Annotated in this window: 24 protein-coding genes; 13 read left to right on the top strand and 11 right to left on the bottom strand. The window is 68.9% G+C overall.

From position 1 onward, the window contains the following. Position 1 precedes the first annotated feature (1 nt). The 7 genes from SLW52_RS04180 to SLW52_RS04150 all read left to right on the top strand — a co-directional run bounded on the left by SLW52_RS04180 (position 2) and on the right by SLW52_RS04150 (position 4,877). A complete protein-coding gene (locus SLW52_RS04180) occupies positions 2-472 on the top strand; it encodes a peptidylprolyl isomerase (protein WP_017908237.1) in 471 nt (156 codons plus the stop codon). 122 nt (positions 473-594) lie between these two features. Then, the gene (locus SLW52_RS04175; RefSeq protein WP_152180852.1) at positions 595-1,953 is read left to right on the top strand and encodes an Hsp70 family protein; all 1,359 of its coding nucleotides are present in this window, start codon (positions 595-597) and stop codon (positions 1,951-1,953) included. 318 nt (positions 1,954-2,271) lie between these two features. Continuing rightward, on the top strand, positions 2,272-2,598 hold the full coding sequence (locus SLW52_RS04170; protein WP_017908235.1) for a YkgJ family cysteine cluster protein: 327 nt from the start codon (positions 2,272-2,274) through the stop codon (positions 2,596-2,598). A 16-nt stretch (positions 2,599-2,614) separates the two neighbouring features. Further along, entirely contained in the window at positions 2,615-2,815 is a 201-nt protein-coding gene (locus SLW52_RS04165; protein WP_017908234.1) for a hypothetical protein, read from the top strand. Between the two features lie 242 nt (positions 2,816-3,057). Continuing rightward, positions 3,058-3,852 carry an EAL domain-containing protein gene (locus tag SLW52_RS04160; RefSeq protein ID WP_152180853.1) on the top strand — a complete coding sequence of 265 codons (795 nt, stop codon included), beginning with the start codon at positions 3,058-3,060 and terminating at the stop codon, positions 3,850-3,852. Between the two features lie 91 nt (positions 3,853-3,943). Continuing rightward, positions 3,944-4,522, top strand: a complete 579-nt coding sequence (locus tag SLW52_RS04155) for a mechanosensitive ion channel domain-containing protein (protein ID WP_017908232.1) — start codon at positions 3,944-3,946, stop codon at positions 4,520-4,522. Positions 4,523-4,631: 109 nt separating this feature from the next. Continuing rightward, a complete protein-coding gene (locus tag SLW52_RS04150) occupies positions 4,632-4,877 on the top strand; it encodes a DUF2789 domain-containing protein (RefSeq protein ID WP_043092701.1) in 246 nt (81 codons plus the stop codon). Between the two features lie 21 nt (positions 4,878-4,898). On the opposite strand, the gene SLW52_RS04145 is transcribed toward SLW52_RS04150, so the two are convergent. Further along, on the bottom strand, positions 4,899-5,165 hold the full coding sequence (locus SLW52_RS04145) for a DksA/TraR family C4-type zinc finger protein (RefSeq protein WP_010342319.1): 267 nt from the start codon (positions 5,163-5,165) through the stop codon (positions 4,899-4,901). Between the two features lie 113 nt (positions 5,166-5,278). Next, complete coding sequence (locus tag SLW52_RS04140; RefSeq protein ID WP_267096858.1) at positions 5,279-5,812, bottom strand: DUF2058 domain-containing protein; 534 nt, start codon at positions 5,810-5,812, stop codon at positions 5,279-5,281. A gap of 117 nt (positions 5,813-5,929) precedes the next feature. On the opposite strand from SLW52_RS04140, the gene SLW52_RS04135 reads away from it, so the two are divergent. Beyond that, positions 5,930-6,427 (top strand): M48 family metallopeptidase, encoded by a 498-nt coding sequence (locus tag SLW52_RS04135; protein ID WP_017908229.1) that lies wholly within the window; start codon positions 5,930-5,932, stop codon positions 6,425-6,427. Between the two features lie 68 nt (positions 6,428-6,495). Further along, complete coding sequence (locus SLW52_RS04130; protein WP_320739348.1) at positions 6,496-7,206, top strand: rRNA pseudouridine synthase; 711 nt, start codon at positions 6,496-6,498, stop codon at positions 7,204-7,206. 99 nt (positions 7,207-7,305) lie between these two features. Here the strand turns inward: SLW52_RS04130 and SLW52_RS04125 are convergent, their stop codons facing one another. Then, positions 7,306-8,112, bottom strand: coding sequence for an SGNH/GDSL hydrolase family protein (locus tag SLW52_RS04125; protein WP_320739349.1), 807 nt, complete (start codon positions 8,110-8,112; stop codon positions 7,306-7,308). A gap of 505 nt (positions 8,113-8,617) precedes the next feature. On the opposite strand from SLW52_RS04125, the gene SLW52_RS04120 reads away from it, so the two are divergent. Continuing rightward, positions 8,618-10,219, top strand: a complete 1,602-nt coding sequence (locus SLW52_RS04120) for a PQQ-binding-like beta-propeller repeat protein (protein ID WP_295909054.1) — start codon at positions 8,618-8,620, stop codon at positions 10,217-10,219. Between the two features lie 251 nt (positions 10,220-10,470). Here SLW52_RS04120 and SLW52_RS04115 read toward each other — a convergent pair whose 3' ends face one another. Beyond that, positions 10,471-13,383, bottom strand: coding sequence for a TonB-dependent receptor (locus tag SLW52_RS04115; RefSeq protein ID WP_320739351.1), 2,913 nt, complete (start codon positions 13,381-13,383; stop codon positions 10,471-10,473). A gap of 721 nt (positions 13,384-14,104) precedes the next feature. Between SLW52_RS04115 and SLW52_RS04110 the strand changes: the two genes are divergently transcribed. Together SLW52_RS04110 and SLW52_RS04105 are read left to right on the top strand one after the other, a co-directional pair. Then, positions 14,105-15,505, top strand: a complete 1,401-nt coding sequence (locus SLW52_RS04110) for an endoproteinase ArgC (RefSeq protein ID WP_026143237.1) — start codon at positions 14,105-14,107, stop codon at positions 15,503-15,505. 132 nt (positions 15,506-15,637) lie between these two features. Next, a complete protein-coding gene (locus tag SLW52_RS04105; protein WP_017908223.1) occupies positions 15,638-15,805 on the top strand; it encodes a hypothetical protein in 168 nt (55 codons plus the stop codon). A gap of 101 nt (positions 15,806-15,906) precedes the next feature. Here the strand turns inward: SLW52_RS04105 and SLW52_RS04100 are convergent, their stop codons facing one another. The 3 genes from SLW52_RS04100 to SLW52_RS04090 all read right to left on the bottom strand — a co-directional run bounded on the left by SLW52_RS04100 (position 15,907) and on the right by SLW52_RS04090 (position 17,885). After that, positions 15,907-16,080, bottom strand: coding sequence for a DUF1328 family protein (locus SLW52_RS04100; RefSeq protein WP_017908222.1), 174 nt, complete (start codon positions 16,078-16,080; stop codon positions 15,907-15,909). Positions 16,081-16,233: 153 nt separating this feature from the next. Continuing rightward, positions 16,234-16,809, bottom strand: a complete 576-nt coding sequence (locus SLW52_RS04095; RefSeq protein ID WP_152237957.1) for an N-acetylmuramidase — start codon at positions 16,807-16,809, stop codon at positions 16,234-16,236. A gap of 101 nt (positions 16,810-16,910) precedes the next feature. After that, on the bottom strand, positions 16,911-17,885 hold the full coding sequence (locus SLW52_RS04090; protein WP_152238439.1) for a lipase family protein: 975 nt from the start codon (positions 17,883-17,885) through the stop codon (positions 16,911-16,913). Between the two features lie 289 nt (positions 17,886-18,174). On the opposite strand from SLW52_RS04090, the gene SLW52_RS04085 reads away from it, so the two are divergent. Further along, positions 18,175-18,663 (top strand): pyridoxamine 5'-phosphate oxidase family protein, encoded by a 489-nt coding sequence (locus tag SLW52_RS04085; RefSeq protein ID WP_010342308.1) that lies wholly within the window; start codon positions 18,175-18,177, stop codon positions 18,661-18,663. Positions 18,664-18,834: 171 nt separating this feature from the next. Here SLW52_RS04085 and SLW52_RS04080 read toward each other — a convergent pair whose 3' ends face one another. From SLW52_RS04080 to SLW52_RS04065, 4 genes are all read right to left on the bottom strand, one after another. Further along, the gene (locus tag SLW52_RS04080; protein WP_320739352.1) at positions 18,835-19,986 is read right to left on the bottom strand and encodes a M50 family metallopeptidase; all 1,152 of its coding nucleotides are present in this window, start codon (positions 19,984-19,986) and stop codon (positions 18,835-18,837) included. Between the two features lie 311 nt (positions 19,987-20,297). Next, entirely contained in the window at positions 20,298-21,374 is a 1,077-nt protein-coding gene (locus SLW52_RS04075) for an HDOD domain-containing protein (RefSeq protein ID WP_320739353.1), read from the bottom strand. Between the two features lie 315 nt (positions 21,375-21,689). Next, entirely contained in the window at positions 21,690-22,175 is a 486-nt protein-coding gene (locus tag SLW52_RS04070; RefSeq protein ID WP_320739354.1) for a nuclear transport factor 2 family protein, read from the bottom strand. 156 nt (positions 22,176-22,331) lie between these two features. After that, the gene (locus SLW52_RS04065) at positions 22,332-25,895 is read right to left on the bottom strand and encodes a methylmalonyl-CoA mutase family protein (protein WP_320739355.1); all 3,564 of its coding nucleotides are present in this window, start codon (positions 25,893-25,895) and stop codon (positions 22,332-22,334) included. Positions 25,896-26,071: the final 176 nt, after the last annotated feature.

Raw genomic sequence — 26,071 nt, 5'->3', positions numbered from 1 at the left:
CATGGAGATCGCCAACGGGCTTGTCGCCACCATCCACTACACCCTCACCGACGATGCCGGTGAAGTGATCGACCAGTCCTCGCCGGACAATCCGCTGAGCTACCTGCACGGCGCCGGCAACATCGTGCCGGGCCTGGAGAAGGCGCTGACCGGCAAGCGCACCGGCGAGTCGGTCACCGCCGACGTGATCCCGGCCGAGGGCTACGGCCCGCGCCACGAGCAACTGGTGCAGCAGGTGCCGCGCGGTTCGTTCCCGGATGCCGGGTCGCTGGCGCCGGGCATGCAGTTCCAGGCGCAGACCGACCAGGGCCCGCTGCTGGTCACGGTCACCGAGGTCGGCGAAGAACTGGTGACCATCGACGGCAACCACCCGCTGGCCGGGCAGGTGCTGCACTTCGCCGTGGAAGTGGCCGGCGTGCGCGAGGCCACCGAGCAGGAAAAGAACCAGGGCCACGCCGGCGCCGCGCTGTAAGCGACCCGGTTTCGCGTCCCCGACGAGGCCCGCCGATGCGGGCCTCGTGCGTTTGCGGCCGCGCTTGCGTCGCGCGACGGCTTGCCCCACAGTGCGCGGCCCCTCCCGCCCCCGGCACCGTCATGCGCCTCGGTATCGACTTCGGCACCAGCAATTCCGCCGCCGCCGCGGTGATCGACGGCCGCGTGGTGCCGATCGAGTTCGGCGCGCAGCAGCAGTTCCGCACCACGGTGTACTTCCCCGAGGTGATGCGCGACCCGGCCGAGTTCGACCTGACCCCGGCGCTGGAACGGCAGGTGGACGAGCTGATCGAATCCGGCCGCCGCGACGCGCTCGCCGCCGGGCGCGAGCGCAGCCCCGAGGCGCTGCGCCGCGATGCGATCCGGGTGGTGCGCCGGCAGTGGATGGAAACGCAGATGCGCGAGCCGCGCAGTTCCGCGGCGCTGCTGCAGAACGCGGTGTACGGCGACGACGCGCTGGACGCGTATTTCGTCGAAGGCGAAGGCAACCTGGTGCAGAGCCCCAAGTCCATGCTGGGCTACAACCTGCACCCGCGCGCGCGCCAGACCATCACCGGTATCGCCGCGCACATTCTCGAACACATCCGCCTGACCGCCTCGCAGCAACTGGGCGTGCAGGTGCGCCGCGCCCTGCTCGGGCGCCCGGTGCAGTTCCGCAGTTCGATCGGCGAGGCCGGCAACGCGCAGGCGCTGGAGATCCTGCACAGCGCCGCGATCACCGCCGGCTTCGACGACGTCGCCTTCCTGGAGGAACCGGCCGCCGCGGCGATGCATTACCACGCGGTCAGCCGCGAGCGCCACGCCGCGGTGGTGGTGGACATCGGCGGCGGCACCACCGACATCGCCCACGCCAGCGTCGGCGGCGACGCCGCGCCGCAGGTGCACCGCGCCTGGGGCATCCCGCGCGGCGGCACCGACATCGACCTGGCGCTGAGCCTGGCCGGGTTCATGCCGCAGTTCGGCCGCGGCCTCACCCGCGTGCCCTCGCACCACTACGTCGAGGCGGCGATGGTGCAGGACACCACCCGCCAGCGCGATTTCCGCCAGCATCGCTACGACGCCGTCCCCGCACCGTACGAGGCGCGCCTGCAGGCGCTGCAGGAGCCCGGCAACACCGCACGCCTGTACCGCGCGGTGGAGCGCAGCAAGATCCGCCTCAGCGACGCCGAGCACCACGCCGAGATCCTGGACTACATCGAAGCCGGCTTGCAGGTGCAGGTGCAGGCCGAGGAACTGGTGCAGGCCGCACGCAGCTATCTGGAGGCCCTGCAGGAGTTGCTGGCGCAGGTGCGCCAGGACATCGGCGGCGACCCGGCCGCGGTGTTCCTGACCGGCGGCATGTCGCGCGCCGGCTACCTGCAGCGCCTGGTCGCCGCCGCGTTCCCGCAAGCGCGCCTGGTCCACGGCGACCCCTCGTTCGGCGTGGTGCAGGGCCTGGCGCTGGCCGCCGCGCAGGACTGACGCAGCACAAGCGTCGGCGGCCCCTCCCCGACCGGCCGCTCGCGGCCGGCGCGCCGCCTGCGGCCCGCATTGTTCATGCAGCGGGCGCACGACTGGCGTAGCATGGCGGCACGCTTCAGCGTCACGTCGCTACGCGCGTCTCGTCCGGCCGTTCCTGTCGCCCGACTCGCTTCCTTCTCGCGCCAACCTCCGTCCCTTTACGGGCCGGATCCTTCGGAGCGCCATGTCCCCCGCCCTTGCCACGCTCCCGATCGAGCGTCTGGCGTCGCCGCTTCAGCCACCTTCCTGGCCGACAGGTCCGGATCGGGGCGGCGACGCATGAGCGAGAGCGCGCGGGACGCGACCGACGCTGACATCGCCTGCGACCGCTGCGACGCTATCTGCTGCCGCCTGACCGTCCTGGTGATGCCGGACGACCACGTCCCCGAGCATCTCACCGAGTACACCCGCGAGGGTCTGCACGTGATGGCGCGCGACGAGGACGGCTGGTGCGTGGCGGTGGACGGCGCGCGCATGTGTTGCTCCATCTACGCGCAGCGCCCGGCGGTCTGCCGCAAGTTCGCGATGGCCGGCCCGTACTGCCGCGAGATCCGCCGTACCCACCACGAGCAACTGACCCGTGGCATTCCCCTGACGATGTACTGACTGCAGGAGTTCCAGCATGGCACGACCGACCAGCACCACCGCTTCGCCCAGCGCCAGGAACACACGCGGCGCCAGCGCCGCGGACAAGGCGCAAAAGGGCCTCAGCCGCGAGCGCATCGAGGCCGACCTGGCCGCGTTCCACCAGGCCGGCGGCCGCGTCGAGGTGCTCGGCACCACCCGCGTGCTGAAGAAGGTCGACGTCGCCGACGCGGGCTAGCGCCCGCGCATCCCGCCGTCATCGCGCGCACCTGCGGCGGGACACGGCCGGACATGGACGCCGGTCCACGCCGCGCGAGGACGCGGCGCCTGGGACGCGACGACGGCGCCTCCGGTTGGCGCCGACGACCACACGGCCAGGCCAACACGGCGCCCTCGGAGTGCCGGCGCCGGTGCGCAAGCACGGCACCGTCTTCACGCCAGAAGCGCATACTGCGATCTCTTCCACGGTCTCGTTTCGGCATGCTCCTGCGCTCCCTGTCCGCCGAACTCGGCCAGCCCGCCTGCGGCAACTGTCGCGATGGCGAGCCGCTGGATTTCGCCGTGCGCATGGCGTTCCAGCCGATCGTCGATGCCGCCACCCGCTCCATCTACGCCTACGAGGCGCTGGTGCGCGGCGAGGACGGCAGCGGCGCGGCGGCGGTGCTGGCGCGGGTGCGCCCGCAGCAGATGTACCGCTTCGACCAGACCTGCCGGGTGCAGGCGATCGCCACCGCCGCGCAGCTGGGCCTGCGCACGCGCCTGTCGATCAACTTCATTCCCAATGCGGTGTACGAACCGGCGACCTGCATCCGCCTGACCCTGAGGGCGGCCGAGCACTTCGGCGTGCCCACCGGCGACCTGATCTTCGAGTTGAGCGAGTCCGAACGCATCGCCGACCTGCCCAAGGTCGTGCGCATCCTGCGCGACTACGCGCAGCGCGGCTTCCTCACCGCGATCGACGACTTCGGCGCCGGCCACTCCGGCCTCAACCTGCTCGCCGATTTCCAGCCGCACCTGATCAAGCTGGACATGGCGCTGATCCGCGGCATCGACGGCAGCGCCGCGCGCCGCCACATCGTCGGCGGCATCGTCGCGATGGCCGCGCCGCTGGGCTGCCGCATCCTCGCCGAGGGCGTGGAGACGCCTGCCGAGTACCGTGCACTGCGCGCGCTGGGCATCGACCTCTACCAGGGCTATCTGTTCGCCAAGCCGGCGCTGGAAGCCTTGCCGGACGTCACCGAGGCGCAGTGGGAGGCGCTGGAACGCGCCGGCTGAGCCGCCCACCGCCGCAGCGCACGCCAGCACGACTTGCCCGCGGCGGCCACGCTTGCGACCATCGCGCCTCCCCTGCGTGTTCCGAAGTGCAATGCCCTCGCTCCATACCCTGCTGCCGCCGTGGACGCACCGCTGGCTCGACGTGATCGTGCCCGGCGCGCAGATCGTGCTGATCGTGCTCGGCGCCTGGTTGCTGCGGACCTTGCTGCGACGGTTGATCCGGCGCCTGGGCGAGCACTACGCACTGCCGCCGGAACTGGTGATGATGGCGCGCCGCGGCAGCGGCTTCGTGATCTACGCGGCGGCGCTGCTGCTGATCCTGGACCGCTTCGGCGTCTCCGGCACCGTGCTGTGGACCGCCTTCACCGGCTTCGCCGCGGTCGCGGCGGTGGCGTTCTTCGCCGCCTGGAGCGTGCTGTCCAACATCTTCTGTACGCTGTTGATCTTCACCACGCGCCCGTTCCGCCTGCACGACCACATCGAATTGCTGGAGAACGGCGAAAAGCCGGGACTGAAGGGCCAGGTGATCGACATCAACCTGATCTACACCACGCTGCGCGAGGAACGCGACGGCGACGGCGAGAGCGTGCTGCAGATCCCCAACAGCCTGTTCTTCCAGCGCAGCACGCGCCGCTGGCGCGGCCATCCGGTTCCATCCGGGCTGGGCTGAGCGCCGCACGCCACCGAGGCCGACGCTGACGCCACGCACATGACGAAGCCGCTATGGTCGATGCCAGCCACCTAGCGCGGCGATCTCCCCTTTCCCGACCAGGTACTGCATGGAACCCGTCATTCATCCGTTCGCCGACCTCTTCGCCCAACTTGGCCTGCCCAACAGCGAAGGCGAGATTCGCCAGTTCATCGCCCAGCATGCGCCGCTGCCCGATGACATGCGCCTGGAAGAAGCCCCGTTCTGGACACCCGCGCAGGCACAACTGCTGCGCGAGGAGCGCCTGGAAGACGCCGACTGGGCGATCGTGGTCGATCAGCTCAACATCGCGCTGCACGCGCAGCCCAAGCCTTGACCCGACCGCGCCGGCTGAGCATCAACGCAGCTGGCTATCCTTGCTGCCGCGGCGGTTGTAACCGCTGTGCTCGTGCTGCGCGCGGTCCTGCGCGTCCTGGCAGGCCACGCACAGGCGCACACCCGGCACGGCCTTGCGCCGCGCCTCGGGAATCGGCGCGTCGCAGTCCTCGCAGTGGCTCAGCCCCGGCCCCTGCGGAAGTTGGCTGCGCGCCCGCTTGATCGCATCCTCGACGGTCGCATCGATCTGGTCCTGCACCGCGCCGTCGCCTGCCCACCCAGTGGCCATGGTCGTCTCCGCACTCTTGCCTTGCCTGGATGATGCGGCCGGCACCGGCGAATGCAATGCACGCCGGCTTCACCTCGCCGAGACGTTCATGCAGCGCCGCCCGGCGTCCCGCCTCACCAGATCAGGTCGTCCGGGACCTTGAACTGGCTGTAGTACGGATCGTCCTCGCCGCTGGCCGGCGTTGCCGCAAGCGCATCGAACACGATGGTCGCCGGATCGCGCGCGACGATCTTCTCCACGACGGCGCGCGGCACCGGCACATAGCCGGCATCCAGCCGCGCGATCGCCACGCTGCCGGCGATCAGCTGCGCGCGCAACGCCGCATCCACCCGCAGCCGCTGGATCTTGCCGGCATCGGTGAAGTGGTAGTCGATCTCGCCGTCGGCCTTGAGCTTGTGGCTTTCGACCAGTTGCCGTGCCTGCGCGCGCTGCTCCTGCGCACGCGCCTGCGCATTGCGCTCGGCAGACAGCGCACGATCGCGCTCCACCCGCTCCTGCCGCAACCGCTCGCTCTCCAGCTGCTCGGCACTGGGCGGCGGCGGGGTCTTGCCCTGCCGCGCCTTGGCCTGCTCGCGCGCGACCTGCGCCACCTGGCTCTTCTTCACCAGGCCGGCCTTGAGCAGTTGCTCCTGCAGGGGATTGCGCATCGGAAGCGTCCACGGACTCGGATTCGGGAGCCGCATGATACCCGCAGCGCCGGTGCCCGCCCGCGAAGGCCGCCCACGGCGGATGCCCCGCCGCGCGCGGCAGGCTAAGGTGGCGGGATGGACACCCTGCGCTACCTCGTCGGCTACCCACCCCAGGTCCTGGACCAGGTGCGCGAACTGATCGCGCGCCAGCGCCTGGGCGACTGGCTGCGCCGCCGCTACCCCGAGGCCAACACGGTGCGCACCGATCGCCAGTTGTACGACTACACGCAGGCGCTGAAGGACCGTTGCATGCGCAGCGCCGAGCCGCTGCACAAGGTGATCTACGACAACCGCCTGCAGGCGGTGAAGCATGCGCTGGGCACCCACACCACGGTGTCGCGGGTGCAGGGCGGCAAGCTCAAGGCCAGCCGCGAGATCCGCATCGCCGGCGTGTTCCGCGACGCGCCGGCGGCGTTCCTGCCGATGATCGTGGCCCACGAACTGGCGCACCTGAAGGAAAGCGCGCACAACAAGGCCTTCTACCAGCTGTGCGCACACATGACGCCGGACTACCACCAGTTGGAGTTCGACCTGCGTCTGTACCTGACCCAGTTGGAACTGGGCGAGCACTGAGATGCCATCGCGTGCGGCCGCCGCCCGGCGCCCGTACACTGCGCCCCCCACCGATCACCACAGCCCCGATGTCCAGCCCCGTCCGTCTCGACAAGCATCTCGCCGCCCTGCTGCCGTGTTCGCGCGGCGAGGCGCAGCAGTACATCGAGGGCGGCTGGGTCAACGTGGACGGGGTGGTGGTCGAGGAACCGCAGACACCGATCACCACCCAGCAGGTGACGCTGGCGCCCGACGCGCAACTCGGCCCGGCGCAGGCGGTCACGCTGCTGCTGCACAAGCCGGCCGGGATGCGCGCCGAGGATGCGATGGCATGGGCGACGCCCGGCAACCGCAGCGCGCTGGACGCCAGCGAGATGCGTGTGCTCAAGCGCCATTTCCTGCGCCTGAGTCTGCCGCTGCCATTGGAGACCGAGGCCAGCGGATTGCTGGTGCTGAGCCAGGACCGCCGCGTACTGCGGCGGCTGAGCGAGGACGCGGCCACGCTGGAGCAGGAGTTCGTGGTGGAGGTCAGCGGCACGTTGCAGCCCTACGGCCTGCATCGGCTCGCGCACGGCCTGCGCCATGGCCAGCGCACGCTGCCGCCGTGCAAGGTCAGCTGGCAGAGCGAACAGCGCCTGCGCTTCGCGATCAAGCACGTGCAGCCGGGCCAGTTGCACGACATGTGCGCGCAGGTCGGGCTGGAAGTGACCGGCCTGCGCCGCCTGCGCATCGGCCGCATTCCGCTGGGCAAGCTGGCACCGGGCGAGTGGCGTTATCTGCCGGAAGGTGAGCGGTTCTGAGGGATTGCGGGTGCGGCCTCGCCGATCGTTGTTGCCGGCGGTCGTACCCTCACCCCAACCCCTCTCCCGGGTGGAGAGGGGCTAGGAGCGCGCAGTGACTCAGGGCTCTGCCAGCGCGCGCTGGATCGCCTGCTCGGCCAATGGCGCCATCACCGCATAGCCGGCGTTGTTGGGGTGCACACCATCGATGGCCACGGTCTTGTCCATGCCGCCGTCGCGGTTGCTCAGCTTGCTGTAGTAGTCCAGGTACACCGCGTCGTGCTGCTGCGCGTACTGCTGCATCCACGCGTTGAGCGCACGCACCTTCTGCGCCGGCTGCAGGCCCGGCCGCCACGGATAGTCGGTCACCGGCAGCACCGAGGCCAGCACCACCTTGATGTGGTGGGCTTGGGCCAGTTCGGTCATCGAGCGCAAGTTGTCCTCGATCATCTCCAGCGTGGACAGCCCGGTATTGCCGGCCAGGTCATTGGTGCCGGCCAGGATCACCACCACCGCCGGCTTCAGGTCGATCACGTCCTGGCGGAAGCGCACCAGCATCTGCGCGGTGGTCTGCCCGGAAATGCCGCGATTGACGTAAGCGGACTTGCCGGGGAAGAACGTGGTGCCTTCGCGACGGCCCCAGGCGTCGGTGATGGAGTCGCCGTAGAACACCACGCGCGGCGCGTCCGCGGCCGGCGCCTGCAGCGCGGCATTGTCGGCGCGATAGCGCTGCAGTTGCGCCCAGTCCAGCAGGCGCTGCTGCATCGCCTTCACTTCGTCGGGCTTGAGCGTGTCCGGCGCACGCGTGTACAGCGCATCGACCTTGCCCTCCAGCGCCGCGGTGGACGTGGGCGTTGCCGCCTGCACGGCGCCTGCGGCCGTGGCGCACAGCGCGATGGCGAGGGACAACAGCGAGGGGCATTTCATCGAGGCATTCCTTGTGCGGACAACGGTGATCGCACAGTGTAACCAACCGCTCGCACCGCCCATGCGGCGTCGCCGCAGCGCACTGCGGCACGTCCGACTGCACCGCAATTCAGCCCGCGCTCACGCGGCGAATCCGGCACACGGGATCGATGGCGCATATCGCCACGCGCCACGCGGACGCAATCTGCCGCGCCGTGTCGATGCGCGGCAACACGCGGCCGCGACGGCCATCGCAGCCTGCGACGACATGCGTCACGCGCGTGCCGGCACGATGACAGCGCGATGCCGCCGCCATCGTTTTTCGCTATCGCAGCAACCTTTTGCAAAGGCCCTAACTTTTTCGTAAGTACATGACACGCAAGGATTTTCACTTCTAGGATGGCCGCGGACGTGACGGGGGGATCCTCACTCCCAAGCCCGAAGGACATCCATGAAAACGCGTGATGCACACCAGAACCACTCCCGCCTGCGGCTGGCGTTGATTCCCGGCTTGATGTTCAGCGCAATGGCGATGGCGCAGTCCGCAGGCACCGCAGCGGCGACGACCAACACCAGCGCCGCCAGCGCACAATGGCGCAGCACGTTCTCCGGCGGTACGCCGTTCGCCACGCACAGCCTCTGGGACAGCGCCGGCGGCGGCTTCCTCAACACCCGCTTCGCGCCCGGCGAATGGCAGATCACCCCGTTCAACGCGGCGCGCCTGAAGACCGCGTGGACCTTCACCACGCAAGGCGACGTCTCGGCCACCCCGACCGTGCAGGGCACGGCGCTGTACGTGCCGGACTGGGGCGGCCAGCTGTATCGCATCGACACCGACCTGGGCAAGGCGGTGTGGCAGGTGAAGCTGGCCGACTACACCGGCATCGCCGGTTCGCTGTCGCGCAACAGCCCGGCGATCGCGCGCGACAGCGTGCTGGTCGGCGACCAGGCCAGCGGCACGGTGCTGGCGATCGACAAGGCCACCGGCAAGCTGTTGTGGAAGACCCTGGTCGAGTCCAACCCGCAGGCGCGCATCACCGCCTCGCCGGTGATCTACGGCGACCGCGTCTACGTCGGCGTGTCCTCCGGCGACTGGGGCGGCCTGAGCGCCGGCTACAAGTATTCCTTCCGCGGCAGCGTCGCCGCGCTGGACCTGAAGACCGGCAAGCTGCTGTGGAGCTTCCGCACCACGCCGGAGGGCTACACCGGTGCCTCGGTGTGGGGCACGCTGGCGATCGATCCGCTGCGCCAGCGCGTCTACGCCACCACCGGCAACAACTACTCGGTGCCGACCGAGGTGGCCAGCTGCGTCAAGAACGCCAACGGCGACAAGACTGCGCAACTGGCCTGCATGGCGCCGGACAACTACGTCGACTCGGTGTTGGCGCTGGACATGCGCAGCGGCAAGCCGGTGTGGACGCGCCGCCTGCAGGGCGCCGACGCCTGGTCGCTGTCGTGCCTGGTCGCGCCGACCAATGGCCTGTGCCAGGACCCGCAGGGGCCGGACTACGACTTCAGCGGCGGCGGCGCCAACCTGTTCACGGCGATCCGCAACGGCAAGCCGCAGGCGCTGGTCGGTGCCGGCCAGAAGAGCGGCGTGTACTGGGCCTTCGACGCCGACACCGGGCAGACCGTGTGGTCGACCCAGGTCGGCCCGGGCGGCACCGCCGGCGGCATCGAGTGGGGCTCGTCGGTGGATCCGTTCTCCGGTCGCGTGTACGTGGCCATCAACAACAACGAGCACACGCCGTACACGCTGGCGCCGGGCAACACCGAGACCTGGAACGCCGGCTCCTGGGCCGCGCTGGATGCGGCCAGCGGCAAGATCCTCTGGCAGGTCAAGGTGCCGGGTACCGATCCGGTGCAGACCGCGTTCGGCGCCGGCGGCCGCGGCCCGCTGGCGTCGTCGCCGGGCCTGGTCTATGCCGGCTCGATGTCCGGCGCGATGACCGTGCTCGATGCCAAGACCGGCGCCACGCTGTGGAGCTTCGATGCCGGCGGCTCGGTGTCCAGCGCACCGGCGATCGTCGATGGTGCGGTGTACTGGGGTGCGGGCTACAGCCGCTTCAACTTCGGCACCGGGGTCAACAAGCTGTACAAGTTCGTGCCGTCGAACCGGCGCCGCTGAGCGCAGCTCGGGACCGCCTCTTCGGTTGTAGTGCCTCTCCTGCGAATGCCTCTCCTGCGCAAGCGGGAGAGGCTGTTGCACGACGATCGAGCGCATCGCATCGCGAAGCGCAAGGCGCCAGGTGAGATCACGTGGCGCACGTACGCTTGGACAGCGCGCGCTGCGACGAGAGCTGACACGAGGCAACGCCAGGCCCATGAAGATCCGGGGGCTCCGCTTCCCGCGAAGCCCGCCGACGATCAGCTGACCGCTCAGTTGAACGTGTAGTCCAGGGTCAGGAACATTTCCCGGCCGTTGTACTCGCTCGCGGTCTGCCCGGTGGTGACGAACTCGAAGCCGCCGGCGTAATACGGAATCGCACCGACCTTGTCGAAGATGTTCGACACGGTGAGCTTCGCATGCAGGTCCGGCGTGACCTGCAGGCCGACCGAGCCGTTCCAGGTGATCCAGGCCGGCGCGTGGCCCCGGTAGGTCGTATCCGGCACGGTGACCTGGTTGCCGTCCTGGGTGACCTGGCAGACGCCGGTGGAGATCGTGTTGCCGCCATTGGACACCGTGACCATGCCGGGCTGGATGCCGTTGGGCAGCACGTCGCAGCCGGCGTAGTTGGGGGCGCGCATGCGGCCGTTGCGCACGCCGGAGATCGACACGTTCCAGCGGCCCTTGGTCCAGTCGGCGATCCAGGTCATGCGGCTGGCCACGTTCTGATAGCGGGTGTTCTGCAACGGATCCGACGCCAGCACGCGCTGCTTGTACGACAGGTTGTTGGTGTAGTTGATGCCGGCGCGGAAGTCGCCGTAGCCGTCGGTGTGGAACTTGTAGTCCAGCGTCGCATCGACGCCGGCCACGTACAGCGAGGCTTCGTTGATCGGGCCAGATTGCACGGACACGATCTGGCCGTTGGCGTCGCGCTTCACCATCTGGGTGACCATCCGGCAGTACTCCGATCCGGCCACGTGCGCCGTGTACGGCGACAGGCCCGACGTCCCGTTCGGCTTCAGCCCGGTCAGGCAGCCGGCTTCGTCGGCCAGCACCGTGTCCTGGCCGAGGTACTGGATGGCGTTGTCCACGCCCATGTTCCAGTAGTCCGCCGACACCGACAGCCCCTGCACGCCCGGCACCTGCCAGACGAAGCCGTAGGTCCAGGAGTGGCCGGTCTGCGGCAGCAGCAGGCGGCTGCCGTTGGTGTAGAGCGTGTAGTACTGCGACCCGGGACGCTGCACGCTGTTGCACCAGGTGTTGTTGTTCTGCCCGGCCTTGATCGCGTTCACGCACTGCAGCGGGTCGGCGTAGAAGCCCACCGGCGAGGTCGAACCGGTCAGGTAGATGGCCTGCATGTCCGGCGCCTTGAAGTTGGTGCCGTAGCTGCCGCGCAGCAGCAGACCGTCGTACGGACGCCACTCCAGGCCCGAGCCCCAGGTACGGGCGATGTCGGCACGGCTGGCGTCGTTGTACTTGTCCAGGCGGCCGGACAGCGTCCAGGTCACCGACTCCAGCACCGGCACGCGGAACTCCGTGCCCAGCGAGAAACGCTGCCGGGTGCCGGCACCGGTGAGGTAGGCGCCGAACGGGTTCTGGAACGTGGACGGATCGGCCGCACGCGGGTCGGGCGACAGCTTGAAGCCGTTGTGTGCGGCTTCGAGCACCGCGGCCCAGCCCACCGACCGGTCGGCCCAGGGCAGCTTGAACAGGTCGCCGTTGACGCGCAGTTGCGCCTGGTCGAGCCAGGACGACGCGGTGTTGACGCCGGTCACCGCGAACTGGTCGTACTGCTGCGGGGTGATCGGGTTCCAGAACTGCTGCCAGTTGAAGGCGTAGATCGGCAGGCCGTCGGCGGTGGTGCCCTGCTGCTGGCCGAGGAAGAAGGTGTTGGTGGCCTGCGCGTTGTAGCCGGTGAACTCCTCGCGGACGATGTACTTCTGCGTGTTGAGGTTGAGGTCCCAGTTGAAACGGCCGTCGAACACGGTGCCGCGCAGGCCGGCCTGCAGGTTCCAGTTGCGCTCGCGATCGTAGGTGTTGGCGCTGACGCCGATCTCTTTCTGAGTCAGCTGGCGGATCACCTGGTTGACCGTCTGCCCGGTGGTCTGGTCGTAGAACGGGCCGGCGCTGAACACGTTGAGCTGCGTGTTGGAGATGCCCACGGTCTGGTACAGCGCGGCCGAGCCGTAGAACTGCAGACCGTTCTGGAAGTCGTACTCGCCCGCCAGATAGCCGCTGTTGCTGATGCTGCCCGGGGTCAGCACCCAGTTCTGGAACAGCGCCGGCTGCGCGCAGTAGAAGCCGTTGTCTGTGACGCCGGTGACCTGGGTGCCGTTGGTGGTCACCGAGTGCGATTGGGTCAGGCGCGAGTTGGTGAACTTGTCGCAGGTGCCGGCGGGCGGCGTGATGTAGTGGCCGTTGGCATCGGTGGCCGACAGGGCGATTGCGCCGGCGGCATCGTACTGGTAGCCGAACATGCGCGAGGCCGGACCCCAGGCGCCGTAGCCCGCGTCGGCCACGGAATCCTGGTAGGACCTGTCCATGCCCCACAGCGCGCTGCGGTTGGAGTGCTCCAAATTGTAGGTCACGTGCCAGTTGTCGCCCGCGCGGCCACCGACGTAGTTGATGTCGCCGTATCGGCGGCCGCCACGCGTCGCGCCGCCCGCAGTGACCTGCAACTGGTTGCCCTGGTAGTCCTTCTTCAGGATCACGTTCACCACGCCGGCGACCGCGTCCGAGCCGTAGATCGACGACGCGCCGGAGGCGAGCACTTCGATGTGATCGATCATCCCGGTGGGGAGGTTGTTGAAGTTCTGGAAGTTGCTCTGCTTGTTGAGCGGCTGCGGGTAATCGACCACGCGATGGCCGTCGATCATCAGCAGGCTGAAACCGGGGCCGAGCCCGCGCAGGTTCACCGAGCGCGCATTGACCGAACTGGAGCCCCAGGAGGCCGGGTCGGACACCTGCTGGCCCACCTGCGGCAGCGAGTCGAGGAATTCCCACAGCGTGGTGTAGCCCTGCTTCTTGATCTCTTCGCCGGTGATGGTGACCACCGGCGCAGGGCCTTCGACCTCCACGCGCGGGATCAGCGATCCGGTGACCGTCACCGCCTTGAGTTCGACCGGCTTGTCGGCCTTGCCGGCGCCATTGGGCGGGGCCGCGTCATCGGGCGCGGATTGCGCCATGACAGAGGGCGCCCACAGGGCGAGCGCAACGGAACTGGCGATGAGTCCACGCCGGAAAGCGATTCTGTTCACTGGTCTCCCCCCACAGGAGCGATCGATGTTGGAGATGTGCCGAGCCCGCCCTAGCCCCCCGGGCCTCGCGCGGGCCGTCCGCAAGGCGGTGCATACAAGAACGAAAAGTTCATATATGCGACGCCAGCGTTATAGGCCGAATTTGAATCGATGCAAGCTGCGTCGCAGCACGCCAGATGCCGATTCAAGTGATTGAATCTACTGAAATTTGTCGGAAAGATTGCAGAAAGGTGGCAACCGGTCAGGACCGTGCTCGGCGGGAGCGTCCGCGCTTGCTTCATGCGGTTCGGCGGGGCGGCCTGAGCCGCTGGTGAGCGTGTGCGGGGGGACTGGCCGACGTCCGTGTCGACGTGTCGATCAGGCCGCTCCAGATAGCGCTACCCATCCTGCCCTTCCCAATCGACAGGCTCGTATCCGCATTGCAGCGCGCAGGCAACGGCACCGCTGCGGCATCGCAGCGCCGTGCGCTTCTTTCGCGCCATCACACGCAATGTGAGCAGCTGTCTACGAAACCGGCCCTCCGAGCGTGACGCCTGACACGCAATCGCTCTGGCGTCGTCCGTAGCCTCGGCAGGCACCCTGAACTTGGGTGCAATGGCATCCGGTCCCCTGCCGGATGGTCTCGTCCCTCTTCGCAAAAGGAAGATCGATGAATCGCAAGCATGCGTTGTACCTGGCGTTGCTCGCCGGCATTGCCGGCATGTCCCCCGCCGCCATGGCTGCCACTCCCCCAGCAGCCGAAATGGATTCCGCCCCGGTCGAAGCCCGCCCGGATGCCGCCGCGCTCGGTGGCGCAGAACTGCGCAGCCTTCCCCCGGGCAGCGCGCACGCCCCGCGCCTGATCGAACTTGCCGCGCCCGACAGCAGCAAGGCCGCGGCGATGAAGCAGGCACGCGGGCAACAGGTCAAGCACGGCCAGCCGCTGCAGATCGGCTTTTCCCGCGACGTCGCCAAGCCCGACATCAACCTGCGTCGCCTGCGCTGGCAGACGCTGCCCAACGGCGCCCAGGTCACCAGTTTCGAAATCGCCTCGACCAATGCGCAGGCGCTGCGCGCAGCGCTGCAGCTCAGCGGCAGCGGCGCCCAGCCCGGCGATCCGCGCAAGGCGACGCTGCGCTTCGCCGGCGACGACGGCCGCGTGTTCCAGCAGAGCGGCGCCGAGTTCGCCGGTAGCCAGCCCGGCTGGTCGGCAGTGATCGCCGGCGCGCGCATGGTGGTGGAGATCGAGCTGCCGGCGGGCCAGTACCCGCAAGGCTTCGCGCTGAAGATCCCGCAGCTCTCGCACCTGGACATCAGCCCGGTGGCCAGCGAGACGATGATGCGGCCGATGATCGGCGAGAGCGATTCGTGCGAGCGCGACATCGTCTGCCGCGCCAACCCGACCTCCGGCTTCACCTCGGCGGCCAAGTCGGTGGCGCGCATGACCTTCACCAGCGGCGGCAGCACCTACCTGTGCACCGGCACCCTGCTCAACAACAGCAATTCGCCGAAGAAAGCGATGTTCTGGAGCGCGGCGCACTGCATCAGCACCCAGACCGTGGCCAACACGCTGCAGACCTACTGGTTCTACGACGCCACCACCTGCGGCGGCTCCACGGTCAATTCCAACTACACCACCCTCGGCGGCGGCGCCTACCTGCGCTATACCAACACCACTCGCGACACCACGCTGCTCGAGCTCAAGAGCGCTCCGCCGAGCGGCGCGTTCTACGCGGGCTGGAGCAGTTCGGCGATCGGCTCGACCGGCACCGCGATCGAGGGCATCCACCACCCGGCCGGCGACGTCAAGAAGTACTCGCTGGGCAAGGTCACCGCGCTGTCCAGCTCCATCGACGGCAAGTCGCCGCTGTATCGCGTGCAGTGGAGCACCGGCGTCACCGAAGGCGGCTCGTCCGGCTCCGGCCTGTTCACCGTCAACAGCAGCGGCGCCTACCAATTGCGCGGCGGCCTATATGGCGGCACCTCGTACTGCAGCGCACCGAGCGATCCCGACTACTACTCGCGCTTCGCCGACGTGTATTCGTCGATCCAGCAGTATCTGAGCCCGTAAGCCAAGGTCCGGGAGGGCCGTACTCCCGCACCTGCGCCTAGGACAGGCCGTCCCGATGACGGCCTGTCCGTTTCGCACGCCGAAGCCGCGCAGCGGCTACACTCAGGGCATTCCCCTGACGGCAGACATGCATTGGCCAAGCCCAACTACTCCTTCGAAAAGCGGCAGCGCGAGCTGGCCAAGAAGAAACAGCAGGAAGAAAAAGAAGCGCGCAAGCGCGAAGCGCGTGCCGCAGCGGCCAAGCCCGCCTCCGACGACGACGCTGCAACGCACGAAGCCGATACCGCCAGCGACGCCTAGGCCTTCAATGGCACGGCAGGCGCCTGCCAACCACCACAGGGCCTCGCTCTACGGACTTGTCGCGCGACGCACCTGCATCGACGCGACACCCGGCCTGGTGCTTAACTGACCTTCTTGGCCAGCATGGTGCCCAGCACGAACAGCACCAGGGCGATGGCGATGCCTGCCCAGAACAGGAACTTGGCGACGCCGATCGCCGCGCCCGCCACGCCGCTGAAGCCGAGCGCGCCGGCGATGAGTCCGATGATGGCGATGATGATGGCCCACTTGATCATGATGCGGTCTTCCCGAAAACGAGGACAGGCGCACGCCGTCATCGCGTGCGCTGGCGTCTGCAGATGGCCGACGCTGGTTCGGGAGACTAGACAGCGCGGCATGCGCATGCGGTGAAACGCAGATGCACGCGCCGTGCACGGCGCGGCGTCGCATCAGGCGGTGCCGGTCTGCGCAGGCGCCGACGCATCGGCCGGCAGGCTCGCCGGGAACCATTCCGCGCGGCGCAGCCAGCCGGCCAGGAACTCGGCGTCGGCCGGACGCTCCGCCACCAGGCGCTGGTAGTAGGCGATGCGCTGCTGCCGGTACTGCGCGTACACCTGTGCCGTGTCCGCACTGGCAAGCGCCGCCAGGGTCGCCGGCCCCATCTCGCCATCGACCGCCAAGCCGGTCGCGCCCAGTTGCTGCAGGACGCGCTGCAGCAGCGAGATCGCGACATCGCCGGCATTGACGTAGAAATCGAACACGAGCTCGGCCAACGTCTGCGAGGCGATCTGATCGGCGCCGATCCTGTCCCAGTAGTCGTGCTGGTAGATCGTCGCGGCCTGCTGCACAGTCAATGCGCGCAGGTTCTGCAGCGTCGGCGCTTGGCCCAGCAGCGCTTGCGCGCAGCGCTGGAAGGTGGCCAGGGTGATGCCGTGGTTGGTGGCGCCGCCCGGATCGTTCGGATCATCGACGAAGCCGCCCTCGAACCGCAGCAGCTGTGGGAGATACAGGTCGAACGATGCCATGGCGACGTCCTCGCGATCGATGGGCGGTCAGCGTGGCACCCGTGGCGGCACCATGCAGTGACCGCGGGCACAACGGGCGCGCCGCCAGGCCGCGCACGCACTCATGGCGTGGCCGCCGCCGGCGACGCCGCTGCCCCCTCCGGAAAGCCCAGCGCCTGCTCGGCCGCTCGCGCGGTCAGCGCCATGTCCGCCCAGGCCGGATGCGGCGTGGTGGGCGGGATCTGGCTGCGCATCAGCCGCTGCGGATCGGTCTGGTCGGCGAAGGTCCCGCTCCAGGCCTGCGGCGTCTGCCATAGGGCGTGCTGCAGCACGACCTGCATGTTGGCGATGGAGTGGCGCGGCAGCAGATGCGGGAACCAGGCGCCGTTGACGTCGTAGGCAGTGCGGAACGCCTGCCCCACCGACGCATAGCCGAACATGGACGGCGGCAGCGACGGCGCGTAGTCCCAGTAGTTGTAGCAGCGCGTGCTGTCGGCCGCGGCGATATGCGCGGCATAGGCCTGTTCCCAGCTCGCGTCGCCGACCATCGGGCTGCAGAAGTTGATGTTGCGGCTGGGCAGCCCCGGCCGGCTCAGCGCCAGGTCCAGCGAGAACAACTGGCTCAGCGCGCCGCCCAGGCTGTGCCCGGTGACGTAGACCCGGGTCGGCGCGAAGTGCTCCAGCAGCGCGAACAACTGCGCGCGCATCGAGGCGCGCATGGCGCCGCCCCTGCCGTTGTAGATGCCGTAGAACCCGGCCGACACCTGCGGCACCGGCGTGACGGTACCGGCGCTGGGCACGAAGGCGGTGGTGGAGAAGTCCAGGTCCTCGTAGATGTCCAGGTCCGAATCGGTGCCGCGGAACGCGAACAGATAGGTCCCGGCGGTGGCGGTGGAACGGAACAGCAGACCGAACAGCTCCTCGCTGCCCCCCAGCGGGTCGCCATCCCAGCCGGACCAGCGGGCGACCAGACGGTAGTCGGACGGCGCCGAGACCGGCTTGCCTTCGTAGGCCGCGTAGGCGGCGATGCTGGCGGCGGCCATCGCCAGGGTCAGTTGCGGCGGCAACAGCGGTTGCGTCGCGGGAATCGCACTCATCGGCAAACGTCCTGTCGGAAAGCGGCGCGTGCCGCGGGCAGTCGGCACACGCCTTCCCTGCGGAACGGTGGTCCGTCCGCCACGCTGCATGCGTGGCGTGGTCGCTTAGTAGCACTGGGGATCGGCGCGATGCTTCGATACGCATCGCAGCGCGCTGCACATCGCCGCACTTGTCTACAGCGATCCGCGCGCACCGGCTCTGCACGTGGCCTGCACCCTCCCGTCACGGACCGCGCGCGCGCCTGCCGGCACAGTGCAGGCGGGCACTGTCGCCCGCTCGGAGATCCGCATGGCCAGCCCGCAGGAACTGGAAGAGAAATTCTGGAAGGCATTGAAGTCCGACCGCACCGTGATGCTGGGCCTGGACGGCGTCGAGGACGGCCACGCCCGGCCGATGACCGCGCAGTTCGAGGGCGATCGCGGCGGCCCGATCTGGTTCTTCACCTCCAAGGACAACGCGCTGGTGCAGAAGCTGACGCAGAGCCAGCGGGTGATCGCGGCGTTCAGCGCCAAGAACCACGACCTGTTCGCCAGCATCAGCGGCACGCTCAGCGTCGATAACGACCAGGCGGTGATCGAGCGCCTGTGGAACGGCTTCATCGACGCCTGGTACGAACAGGGCAAGGACGATCCGAAGCTGGCGCTGCTGCGCCTGGACCCGGATCACGCGCAGATCTGGCTCAACGGTTCCAGCCTGATGGCCGGCATCAAGGTGCTGTTCGGCATCGACCCCAAGCGCGACTACCAGGACAAGGTCGCCGACGTGCCGCTGCGCTGAGGTAGACGCGCTCGCCACGCCGCCGTAGCGCCGGCTGCATGCGTGCAGCCGGTGCATCCGCTCGGCCGGCCGCCTCCTGCCCGCCGGGCGCATCGCGTCTGCATGAGGTCGAGAAAACGCGCCGCGCTTCATGCGAGCGGCGCATGGCGTCGACCGCGCCGAAGCAACGGGTCATTCGGCCTTTAGCAGTCCACGAATCGCATCGCGCAGCACGGCTTCGGTGGCTCGCAGGGCACGATCGACCTGGTCTTCGGCCGCCGCCTCCGCCAGCCGCAACCACGCCTGCGCCCCCGCCGGGTCGGCGTGCCGCACGGCCATCAATGCCCGGCAGCGCGGACGCAACGCAGGAGCGATCCAGTCCGCCTCCGCCGTCAGTCCCGCATCCAGCACCTCCATCTCGGCGCTTCCTGCCATTGCACGCGAAAATGCGAATTCGCACCGCAGCAGCATGACCAGCGTCTCCCATTGCGCGGCAGCGTGCCCCGCCTCGGCGAGGCGCTGTTCCATCTGCGGCTGCAGTTCCGCCGCTTGCCGCCACTGACCACGCTGTTGCGCCGCCTTCAACGCAAACCAGCTGTGGCACAAGGCCAGGTCGCTGCGTGCGAGCACGTCCAGGCGGGACGGCGACAGCCTGTCCGCGGTGACGCCCTGGCATGTCCACCCATTGAATTCTGCAAGCACGTACGCCGGGGCATCCGCTTCGTGCCACTGCGCCACATTCGCCCATTGCAAGCCGTCGGTTGCTCCCGACCGTCCCTGCACCGGCAACAGATTGATCAGTGCGACCGCGAAGTTGAGGACGCCGATGCCAACGCAGAATGCGCCCAGATTGCTGTCGACCCCGGCGCATCGCGCGGCAAGCCATGCGATCGACGCCACCAGCAGATTGGCCGCCGGCCCGCCGACGATCGTCAATCGATACTGCCGGCGCAGCGACAGGGAGGGATCCGGCACGGGCAGCACGAAACCGATCGGATGGCCCGGACGCACGCGCCGCCAACGCATCCTCCAGCCACGGCGGCGCGCATGCAGTTGCAGCGGGCCGATATGGATCAGGTAGACGGTCATGCCCGCGGCACGTGCCGCCAGCACGTGGCCGCACTCGTGCAGCGCCACCGTCGCCATGCCCGCCAGCGGAAGACTGAGCAGGATCACCGGCAACTCGACCATGCCCGGCGCCCAGACGCCCTGGACCAGGGCGATAGCGCCGACCGCCATCGCCGAGACGCCGATCAGCAACAGCACGCCCTGCACGCCTGTCAGGAGCCGATTGAGCCAAGGCGATGGCATCCACGCGCCGCGTGTTGTCCCGGCCGAACTCATGGCCGGCTCCGCGCGGCACCGAGCGGCCACCTGCCAAGCCGGAACTGCGCAGCGCATGCATGCGCAGGCGCCGCCAGCAGGGCGCCACCTTCATGGACGGCGATCGTCGCCAACGGCGCCAGCAAGCAGATCAGCCTCGGCGCCAGCGTGGACACGACAGGGATCCGCGCCTGCGTCGGCGCATGCTGTCTCGCGCTGTCGGCTGCGCCGACCTCCCGTCGCATCGCCCGGTAGCCGAGCATCGCTTCGGCACCCGCCCGCTCTGCCGCACGTTTCGACCAATCACTGGCTGGACCACGCAACGGCGCCACCTAACGGCGATAGCGCACCGCCAGCTGCGCGGCCGCCGCAGCGCGATGCCGGCGCAGGGCCAGGCCGAGCGCACTCATGGTCGCCGCATCGGCGTCGCCCGACTGCTCCTCCAGGGCGCGTTGCACGCGCGGCGACAGCCCCCAGTCCGCGGAAATGGCCTTGGCGCAGTGCGCCGACCAGGCCTCCAGCATCTCGGTCATTGCCGCCGGCGTGGGCGCTGCCTCGGCGTGGCGTGCGTGGACATCGCGCAGCACCTGCACCACCGAGACCGCACCCAACCCGCACAACAGCGCCAGCAACTGCGCGGCGTTCGCGTCCTCGCGGTCGGGCACTTGGGAGGCGGCGTGCGCCGACAGCAGGGTGTGTTCCCACAGGACCGCCGCACAGCGGCCGAAGACGCTGCCGTCGTCGACGATCACCGGTTGCAGCAGCGCCGCCAGCACGATCTGGCGCAGGCCCTCGGTGCCGAGCAGGGCCACCGCCCGTTCCAGGTTCTCGATCGGCTCGGGATGGCGGCGGTACACGACGCTGTTGGCGATGCGCAGCAGGTTGCCGGCCAGCGCCGGGTCCTGGCCCAGGATCGTGGCGATGGAATGGGCGCCGGCGGTCGGGTCGTTGATCGCGCGGGTGAGCTGCGGCAGCAGGTGCGGGCGTCGCGGCGTGTAGCGCGGATGCGCGTCGATGCGCGCCAACACCGCGGCGGCCTCGGCCATGACCGCCGGCGCAGGCGTGGCCGACGTGCTCACCGGCCGGCCGGCGAATGCCAGCTCGCACAGGCGCGCCAGGATCGCGGCGTCCGGCACCGGATCCAGATCGAGCAGCGCCGGGTCGGCGAAAGGGTCGAGGCCCGGGTCCACCGGGTCCACCGGGGCAACAGGCGCGGCTGGCGCGGCTGGCGCGGTGGGTGCAGACACTGCCGGTGCCGCGGATACGTCGGCATCCTCGGCATGGGCGCGCGCCTGCGGCGCCTCGGCCGCATCGCCAGGGCCACGCCGCAGCCACCACCACAGTCCGCCCCCCAGCACCAGCGCACCCGCACTGATGGCAATCCACATGATCGGCACGATCGTCGTCATCCGCAAAACATCGCCAGGTCCCCGCGCCCGGCCACCGGTGCGCGCCCACGCGGCACGCCATGTCATTCAAGCACGCCGCGCGGGTTTCTGCGCAACGCCGACGTGATGCGGTGGCCGACCGCCGTGAGGCGGTCATGGACAACGCGCGATCGCGCCACTCAGCAGCAAGCAAGCGGCGTGCCGACAGCGCCATTCACCACTCCATCAGCCTGTGGCGCCGCTCCTCGCTGCCGCCTGCGGACGGCACGTGGCGGATCTGGTCGGGGCGATGCGGCTTGAACGCCGCCCTATGGGGGGCGACGGCCACCCGCACGCTCAGTGCGGCGCCGGTGCGGGCGCGGTGCGATGCCCGTAGCTGAGTACCCGCGTCAACTTCCAACCGTCCGGGTCCTGGCGCCACACCATCACGAACTTGGCGACGCCCTCGCAGCGGCCGCTGGCCAGCTCGCAGAAGCGGTGCTCGCCTTCCTCGATCGCCCCGAAGTCCTTGATCGGATAGACCCGCAACGTACCGGGCAGCAACTCGCGGCGGACCTTGCCGCAGATCCATTTGCGCGTGTTGTCGACGACGCTCGCGCGGTCCCAGGTGACGCCGCCGCTGTCGTGGTAGAACTCCACGTCCGGCACGAACGACGACTCGAACGCCGCCAGGTCGCAGCGGTTGTAGGCCTCGAACAGGCGCTGGTCCAGCGCCGCGACGGTGTCGAACAGCGGCCCCGCCGCCCCATCTCCGGCCGGTTCCGCCGCGCGGGTCGCGGCCGCGCACGCCATCAACACTGCCAACGCTCCCCAGGCTTTCATCGGCACCCTCTGCGTGAATCGATGGGACACTATGAGACCGCCCAGGCCGCGGCCGCAAGATTGCCGCATGCGCGGGCGAGTCGCCGCAGACGCGCACGCGGCAGGCACCCTCGCCGTCCCCGGCGCGCCGGCGTCGGCAGCCACGACCGTCGGCGCCTACATGTTGCGCCGATACTCGCCGCCCACCTCGTACAGCGCATGGCTGATCTGGCCCAGGCTGTGGGTCTTGACCGCCTCCATCAGCGCCGCGAACACGTTGCGGCGCTCGCGCGCGGTGCGCTGCAGCGCGCCCAGACCGGCGCCGTCGGCGGCCAGCGCCAGCGCGTTGCGGCGCTGCTGCCAGTCGCGCACGTTGCCGATCTGCTGATCCTTCTCCTGCTCGGTGGAGCGGATCAGCTCGATCTCGGTCGCGGTCTCGCCGGCATGCTCCTTGGGCAGGAAGGTGTTGACCCCGACCAGCGGCAGACTGCCGTCGTGCTTCTTGTGTTCGTAGTACAGGCTCTCTTCCTGGATCTTGCCGCGCTGGTACATGGTGTCCATCGCGCCGAGCACACCACCGCGCTCGCTGATCGCCTCGAACTCCTTGTACACCGCTTCTTCCACCAGGTCGGTGAGCTGCTCGACGATGAAACTGCCCTGCCAGGGGTTCTCGCAGAAGTTCAGCCCCAGCTCCTTGTTGATGATCATCTGGATCGCCACCGCGCGGCGCACGCTTTCCTCGGTCGGCGTGGTGATCGCCTCGTCGTAGGCGTTGGTGTGCAGGCTGTTGCAGTTGTCGAACAGCGCGTACAGCGCCTGCAGCGTGGTGCGGATGTCGTTGAACTGGATCTCCTGCGCGTGCAGCGAACGGCCCGAGGTCTGGATGTGGTACTTCATCATCTGGCTGCGCTCGTTGCCGCCGTAGCGCTCGCGCATCGCCCGCGCCCAGATCCGCCGCGCCACGCGGCCGATCACCGTGTACTCCGGGTCCATGCCGTTGCTGAAGAAGAAGCTCAGGTTCGGCGCGAAATCGTCGATGTGCATGCCGCGCGCCAGGTAGTACTCGACGATGGTGAAACCGTTGCTGAGGGTGAAGGCGAGCTGGCTGATCGGGTTCGCGCCGGCCTCGGCGATGTGATAGCCGGAGATCGACACCGAGTAGAAGTTGCGCACCTTCTGCTCGACGAAATACTGCTGGATGTCGCCCATCATGCGCAGCGCGAACTCGGTGCTGAAGATGCAGGTGTTCTGCGCCTGGTCTTCCTTAAGAATGTCGGCCTGCACCGTGCCGCGCACGCTGGACAGGGTCTGCGCCTTGATCTGCGCGTAGGTCTCCGCGTCCAGCAACTGGTCGCCGCTGACCCCGAGCAGGGCCAGGCCGAGGCCGTCGTTGCCCGGCGGCAACGCGCCGTGATAGCGCGGGCGTTCGCGGCCTTCGAACAAGCGGGCCAGCGTCTGCTCGGCCTGGGTCCAGCGCTGCGCATCGGCCTTGAGATGTTTCTCCACCTGCTGGTCGATGGCGGTGTTCATGAACATCGCCAGGATCATCGGCGCCGGACCGTTGATGGTCATCGACACGCTGGTGGTCGGCGCGCACAGGTCGAAGCCGGAGTACAGCTTCTTCATGTCGTCCAGGGTCGGGATGTTGACTCCGGAGTTGCCGATCTTGCCGTAGATGTCCGGGCGCGGCGCCGGGTCCTCGCCGTACAGGGTGACGCTGTCGAAGGCCGTGGACAGGCGTGCGGCCGGCTGGCCGACGCTCAGGTAGTGGAAGCGCCGGTTGGTGCGCTCGGGCGTGCCCTCGCCGGCGAACATGCGGATCGGATCCTCGCCGGTGCGCCGGTACGGATACACGCCGCCGGTGTACGGATAGCTGCCGGGCAGGTTCTCCTTGCCGAGGAAGGTCAGCAGTTCGCCCCAGCTCTTGTAGCGCGGCGCGGCGATCTTCGGAATGGACTGGTGGCTCAGCGACTCCCGGTAGTTCTCCACCCGGATCGGCTTGCCGCGCACTGCATACTCGGTGACCGGGTCGGTGATCGACTTCAGCCGCTGCGGCCACTCGCGCAGCAGCTTCAGCGACTCGCTGGACAGCGACTGCAGCGCATCGTTGTAGCGCTGGCGCAGGAGCAGCAGGCTGGCGTCGACGGCATCAGCGGACGCATCGGCGGATGCACGCGACGCCGGCAGCAGATCCTGCGCCGCATACAGTTCCAGTTGCGCCGGCAACTGCGGATCCTGCAGTTCGTGCAGCGATTGCCAGAACGCCTGGGCACGGTCGGCGGCCTCGGCCTGGCGCAGCACCCCGGCATTGATCGCCCGGCCCTGCTCGGCGATCTCGGCCAAGTAGCGCACGCGCGCGCCGGGGATCAGCACGGTGGCGCGCGGCTCCTTGAGCGTGGTGTCGAGCTGCGGGCGGAAATCGCAGTGCGCCGGCGGGCCAGCGGCGGCATCCGCCTGCGCCGTCAGCTTGTCGCGCAGCAGACGGCACAGATTGACGAACATCCAGCTCACGCCGGGGTCGTTGAACTGGCTGGCGATGGTCGGATACACCGGCACCGCCTCGTCCTCCAGCTGGAACGCCGCACGGTTGCGCCGCCACTGCTTGCGCACGTCGCGCAGCGCGTCCTCGGCGCCGCGCCGGTCGTACTTGTTCAGCACCACCAGTTCCGCGAAGTCGAGCATGTCGATCTTCTCCAGCTGGCTCGGCGCACCGTAGTCGCTGGTCATCACGTACACCGGGAAATCGACCAGATCGACGATCTCCGAATCGCTCTGGCCGATACCGGCGGTCTCCACGATCACCAGGTCGTAGCCGACCGCCTTCAACAACGCGATGCAGTCCTTCAGCACCCGGTTGGTGGCGGCGTGCTGGCGCCGCGTGGCCATCGAACGCATGTACACGCGCGGGCTGCGCAGCGCGTTCATGCGGATGCGGTCGCCGAGCAGCGCGCCGCCGGTGCGGCGCCGGCTCGGGTCGACCGAGACCACCGCGATGCGCATCTGCGGGAAGCTGGCCAGGAAGCGGTTGAGCAGTTCGTCGGTGACCGAAGACTTGCCGGCACCGCCGGTGCCGGTGAGGCCGAGCACGGGCGCGGTGCGCCCGCTGCGCGACTCCGCTGCGGACGCCGTGCCGGACTGCCACTGCTTGCGCAACAGTGCCAGTTCCGCCTCCGAGAACGCGCCGTCCTCGATCGCCGACAGCATCCGGCCGATGCCGATCTCGTCGTCGATGTCCGGCAGCGGGGAGCCGGCCGGCGTCGCGCCACGTGCCTCCGCCGCGGTCTCGCGCCCTTGCCCGGCACGCGCCACCACGTCCTCGATCATCTCCACCAGGCCCATCTTCATGCCGTCGTTGGGGTGGTAGATGCGCTCCACGCCGTAGGCCTGCAGCTCGGCGATTTCCTCTGGGGTGATGGTGCCGCCACCGCCACCGAACACCCGCACATGGCCGGCGCCGCGCTGGCGCAGCATGTCGACCATATACTTGAAGTACTCCACGTGCCCGCCCTGGTAGGACGACAGCGCGATCGCGTCGGCGTCCTCGTGCAGCGCCGCGCGCACCACGTCCTCGACGCTGCGGTTGTGGCCGAGATGGATCACCTCGGCGCCCTGCGCCTGGATCAGGCGGCGCATGATGTTGATCGCCGCATCGTGGCCGTCGAACAGGCTGGCGGCGGTGACGAAACGCAAGGGACTGGCGTCGGTCTGCGGCAACGGAACGCGGGACGCGGGAAGGCTCATCGTGCGGACATCGAAAAGAGAATGCCGCGATTCTAGGCGCGCAGCGCGACACGGGCAGGTTGCGCTGCAGCATGCGCACGCGAGCGGCAAACCGCGTACGCGACGTCGCACCTGGCTATCCGCTGCATGAATACGCCCTCGGAAACGCGTCAACAACCGTGCCGGTCGCGGCGTTT

Source organism: Xanthomonas sp. LF02-5, assembly GCF_034105325.1.
Taxonomy (GTDB): Bacteria; Pseudomonadota; Gammaproteobacteria; order Xanthomonadales; family Xanthomonadaceae; genus Xanthomonas_A; species Xanthomonas_A sontii.
This window is presented reverse-complemented; position numbering and strand designations above follow the sequence as displayed.

Bases quoted from the DNA above. Each gene is read 5' to 3' on its own strand.
- SLW52_RS04135 (WP_017908229.1), top strand. From the start codon at position 5,930: ATGGACACCCTGCGCTACCTCGTCGGCTACCCACCCCAGGTCCTGGAC.
- SLW52_RS04110 (WP_026143237.1), top strand. From the start codon at position 14,105: ATGAATCGCAAGCATGCGTTGTACCTGGCGTTGCTCGCCGGCATTGCC.
- SLW52_RS04075 (WP_320739353.1), bottom strand. From the start codon at position 21,374: ATGACGACGATCGTGCCGATCATGTGGATTGCCATCAGTGCGGGTGCG.
- SLW52_RS04065 (WP_320739355.1), bottom strand. From the start codon at position 25,895: ATGAGCCTTCCCGCGTCCCGCGTTCCGTTGCCGCAGACCGACGCCAGT.
- SLW52_RS04085 (WP_010342308.1), top strand. From the start codon at position 18,175: ATGGCCAGCCCGCAGGAACTGGAAGAGAAATTCTGGAAGGCATTGAAG.
- SLW52_RS04145 (WP_010342319.1), bottom strand. From the start codon at position 5,165: ATGGCCACTGGGTGGGCAGGCGACGGCGCGGTGCAGGACCAGATCGAT.
- SLW52_RS04175 (WP_152180852.1), top strand. From the start codon at position 595: ATGCGCCTCGGTATCGACTTCGGCACCAGCAATTCCGCCGCCGCCGCG.
- SLW52_RS04155 (WP_017908232.1), top strand. From the start codon at position 3,944: ATGCCCTCGCTCCATACCCTGCTGCCGCCGTGGACGCACCGCTGGCTC.
- SLW52_RS04180 (WP_017908237.1), top strand. From the start codon at position 2: ATGGAGATCGCCAACGGGCTTGTCGCCACCATCCACTACACCCTCACC.
- SLW52_RS04140 (WP_267096858.1), bottom strand. From the start codon at position 5,812: ATGCGCAATCCCCTGCAGGAGCAACTGCTCAAGGCCGGCCTGGTGAAG.
- SLW52_RS04130 (WP_320739348.1), top strand. From the start codon at position 6,496: ATGTCCAGCCCCGTCCGTCTCGACAAGCATCTCGCCGCCCTGCTGCCG.
- SLW52_RS04170 (WP_017908235.1), top strand. From the start codon at position 2,272: ATGAGCGAGAGCGCGCGGGACGCGACCGACGCTGACATCGCCTGCGAC.
- SLW52_RS04090 (WP_152238439.1), bottom strand. From the start codon at position 17,885: ATGAGTGCGATTCCCGCGACGCAACCGCTGTTGCCGCCGCAACTGACC.
- SLW52_RS04080 (WP_320739352.1), bottom strand. From the start codon at position 19,986: ATGAGTTCGGCCGGGACAACACGCGGCGCGTGGATGCCATCGCCTTGG.
- SLW52_RS04125 (WP_320739349.1), bottom strand. From the start codon at position 8,112: ATGAAATGCCCCTCGCTGTTGTCCCTCGCCATCGCGCTGTGCGCCACG.
- SLW52_RS04100 (WP_017908222.1), bottom strand. From the start codon at position 16,080: ATGATCAAGTGGGCCATCATCATCGCCATCATCGGACTCATCGCCGGC.
- SLW52_RS04160 (WP_152180853.1), top strand. From the start codon at position 3,058: ATGCTCCTGCGCTCCCTGTCCGCCGAACTCGGCCAGCCCGCCTGCGGC.
- SLW52_RS04165 (WP_017908234.1), top strand. From the start codon at position 2,615: ATGGCACGACCGACCAGCACCACCGCTTCGCCCAGCGCCAGGAACACA.
- SLW52_RS04095 (WP_152237957.1), bottom strand. From the start codon at position 16,809: ATGGCATCGTTCGACCTGTATCTCCCACAGCTGCTGCGGTTCGAGGGC.
- SLW52_RS04150 (WP_043092701.1), top strand. From the start codon at position 4,632: ATGGAACCCGTCATTCATCCGTTCGCCGACCTCTTCGCCCAACTTGGC.
- SLW52_RS04120 (WP_295909054.1), top strand. From the start codon at position 8,618: ATGGCGATGGCGCAGTCCGCAGGCACCGCAGCGGCGACGACCAACACC.
- SLW52_RS04070 (WP_320739354.1), bottom strand. From the start codon at position 22,175: ATGAAAGCCTGGGGAGCGTTGGCAGTGTTGATGGCGTGCGCGGCCGCG.
- SLW52_RS04115 (WP_320739351.1), bottom strand. From the start codon at position 13,383: ATGGCGCAATCCGCGCCCGATGACGCGGCCCCGCCCAATGGCGCCGGC.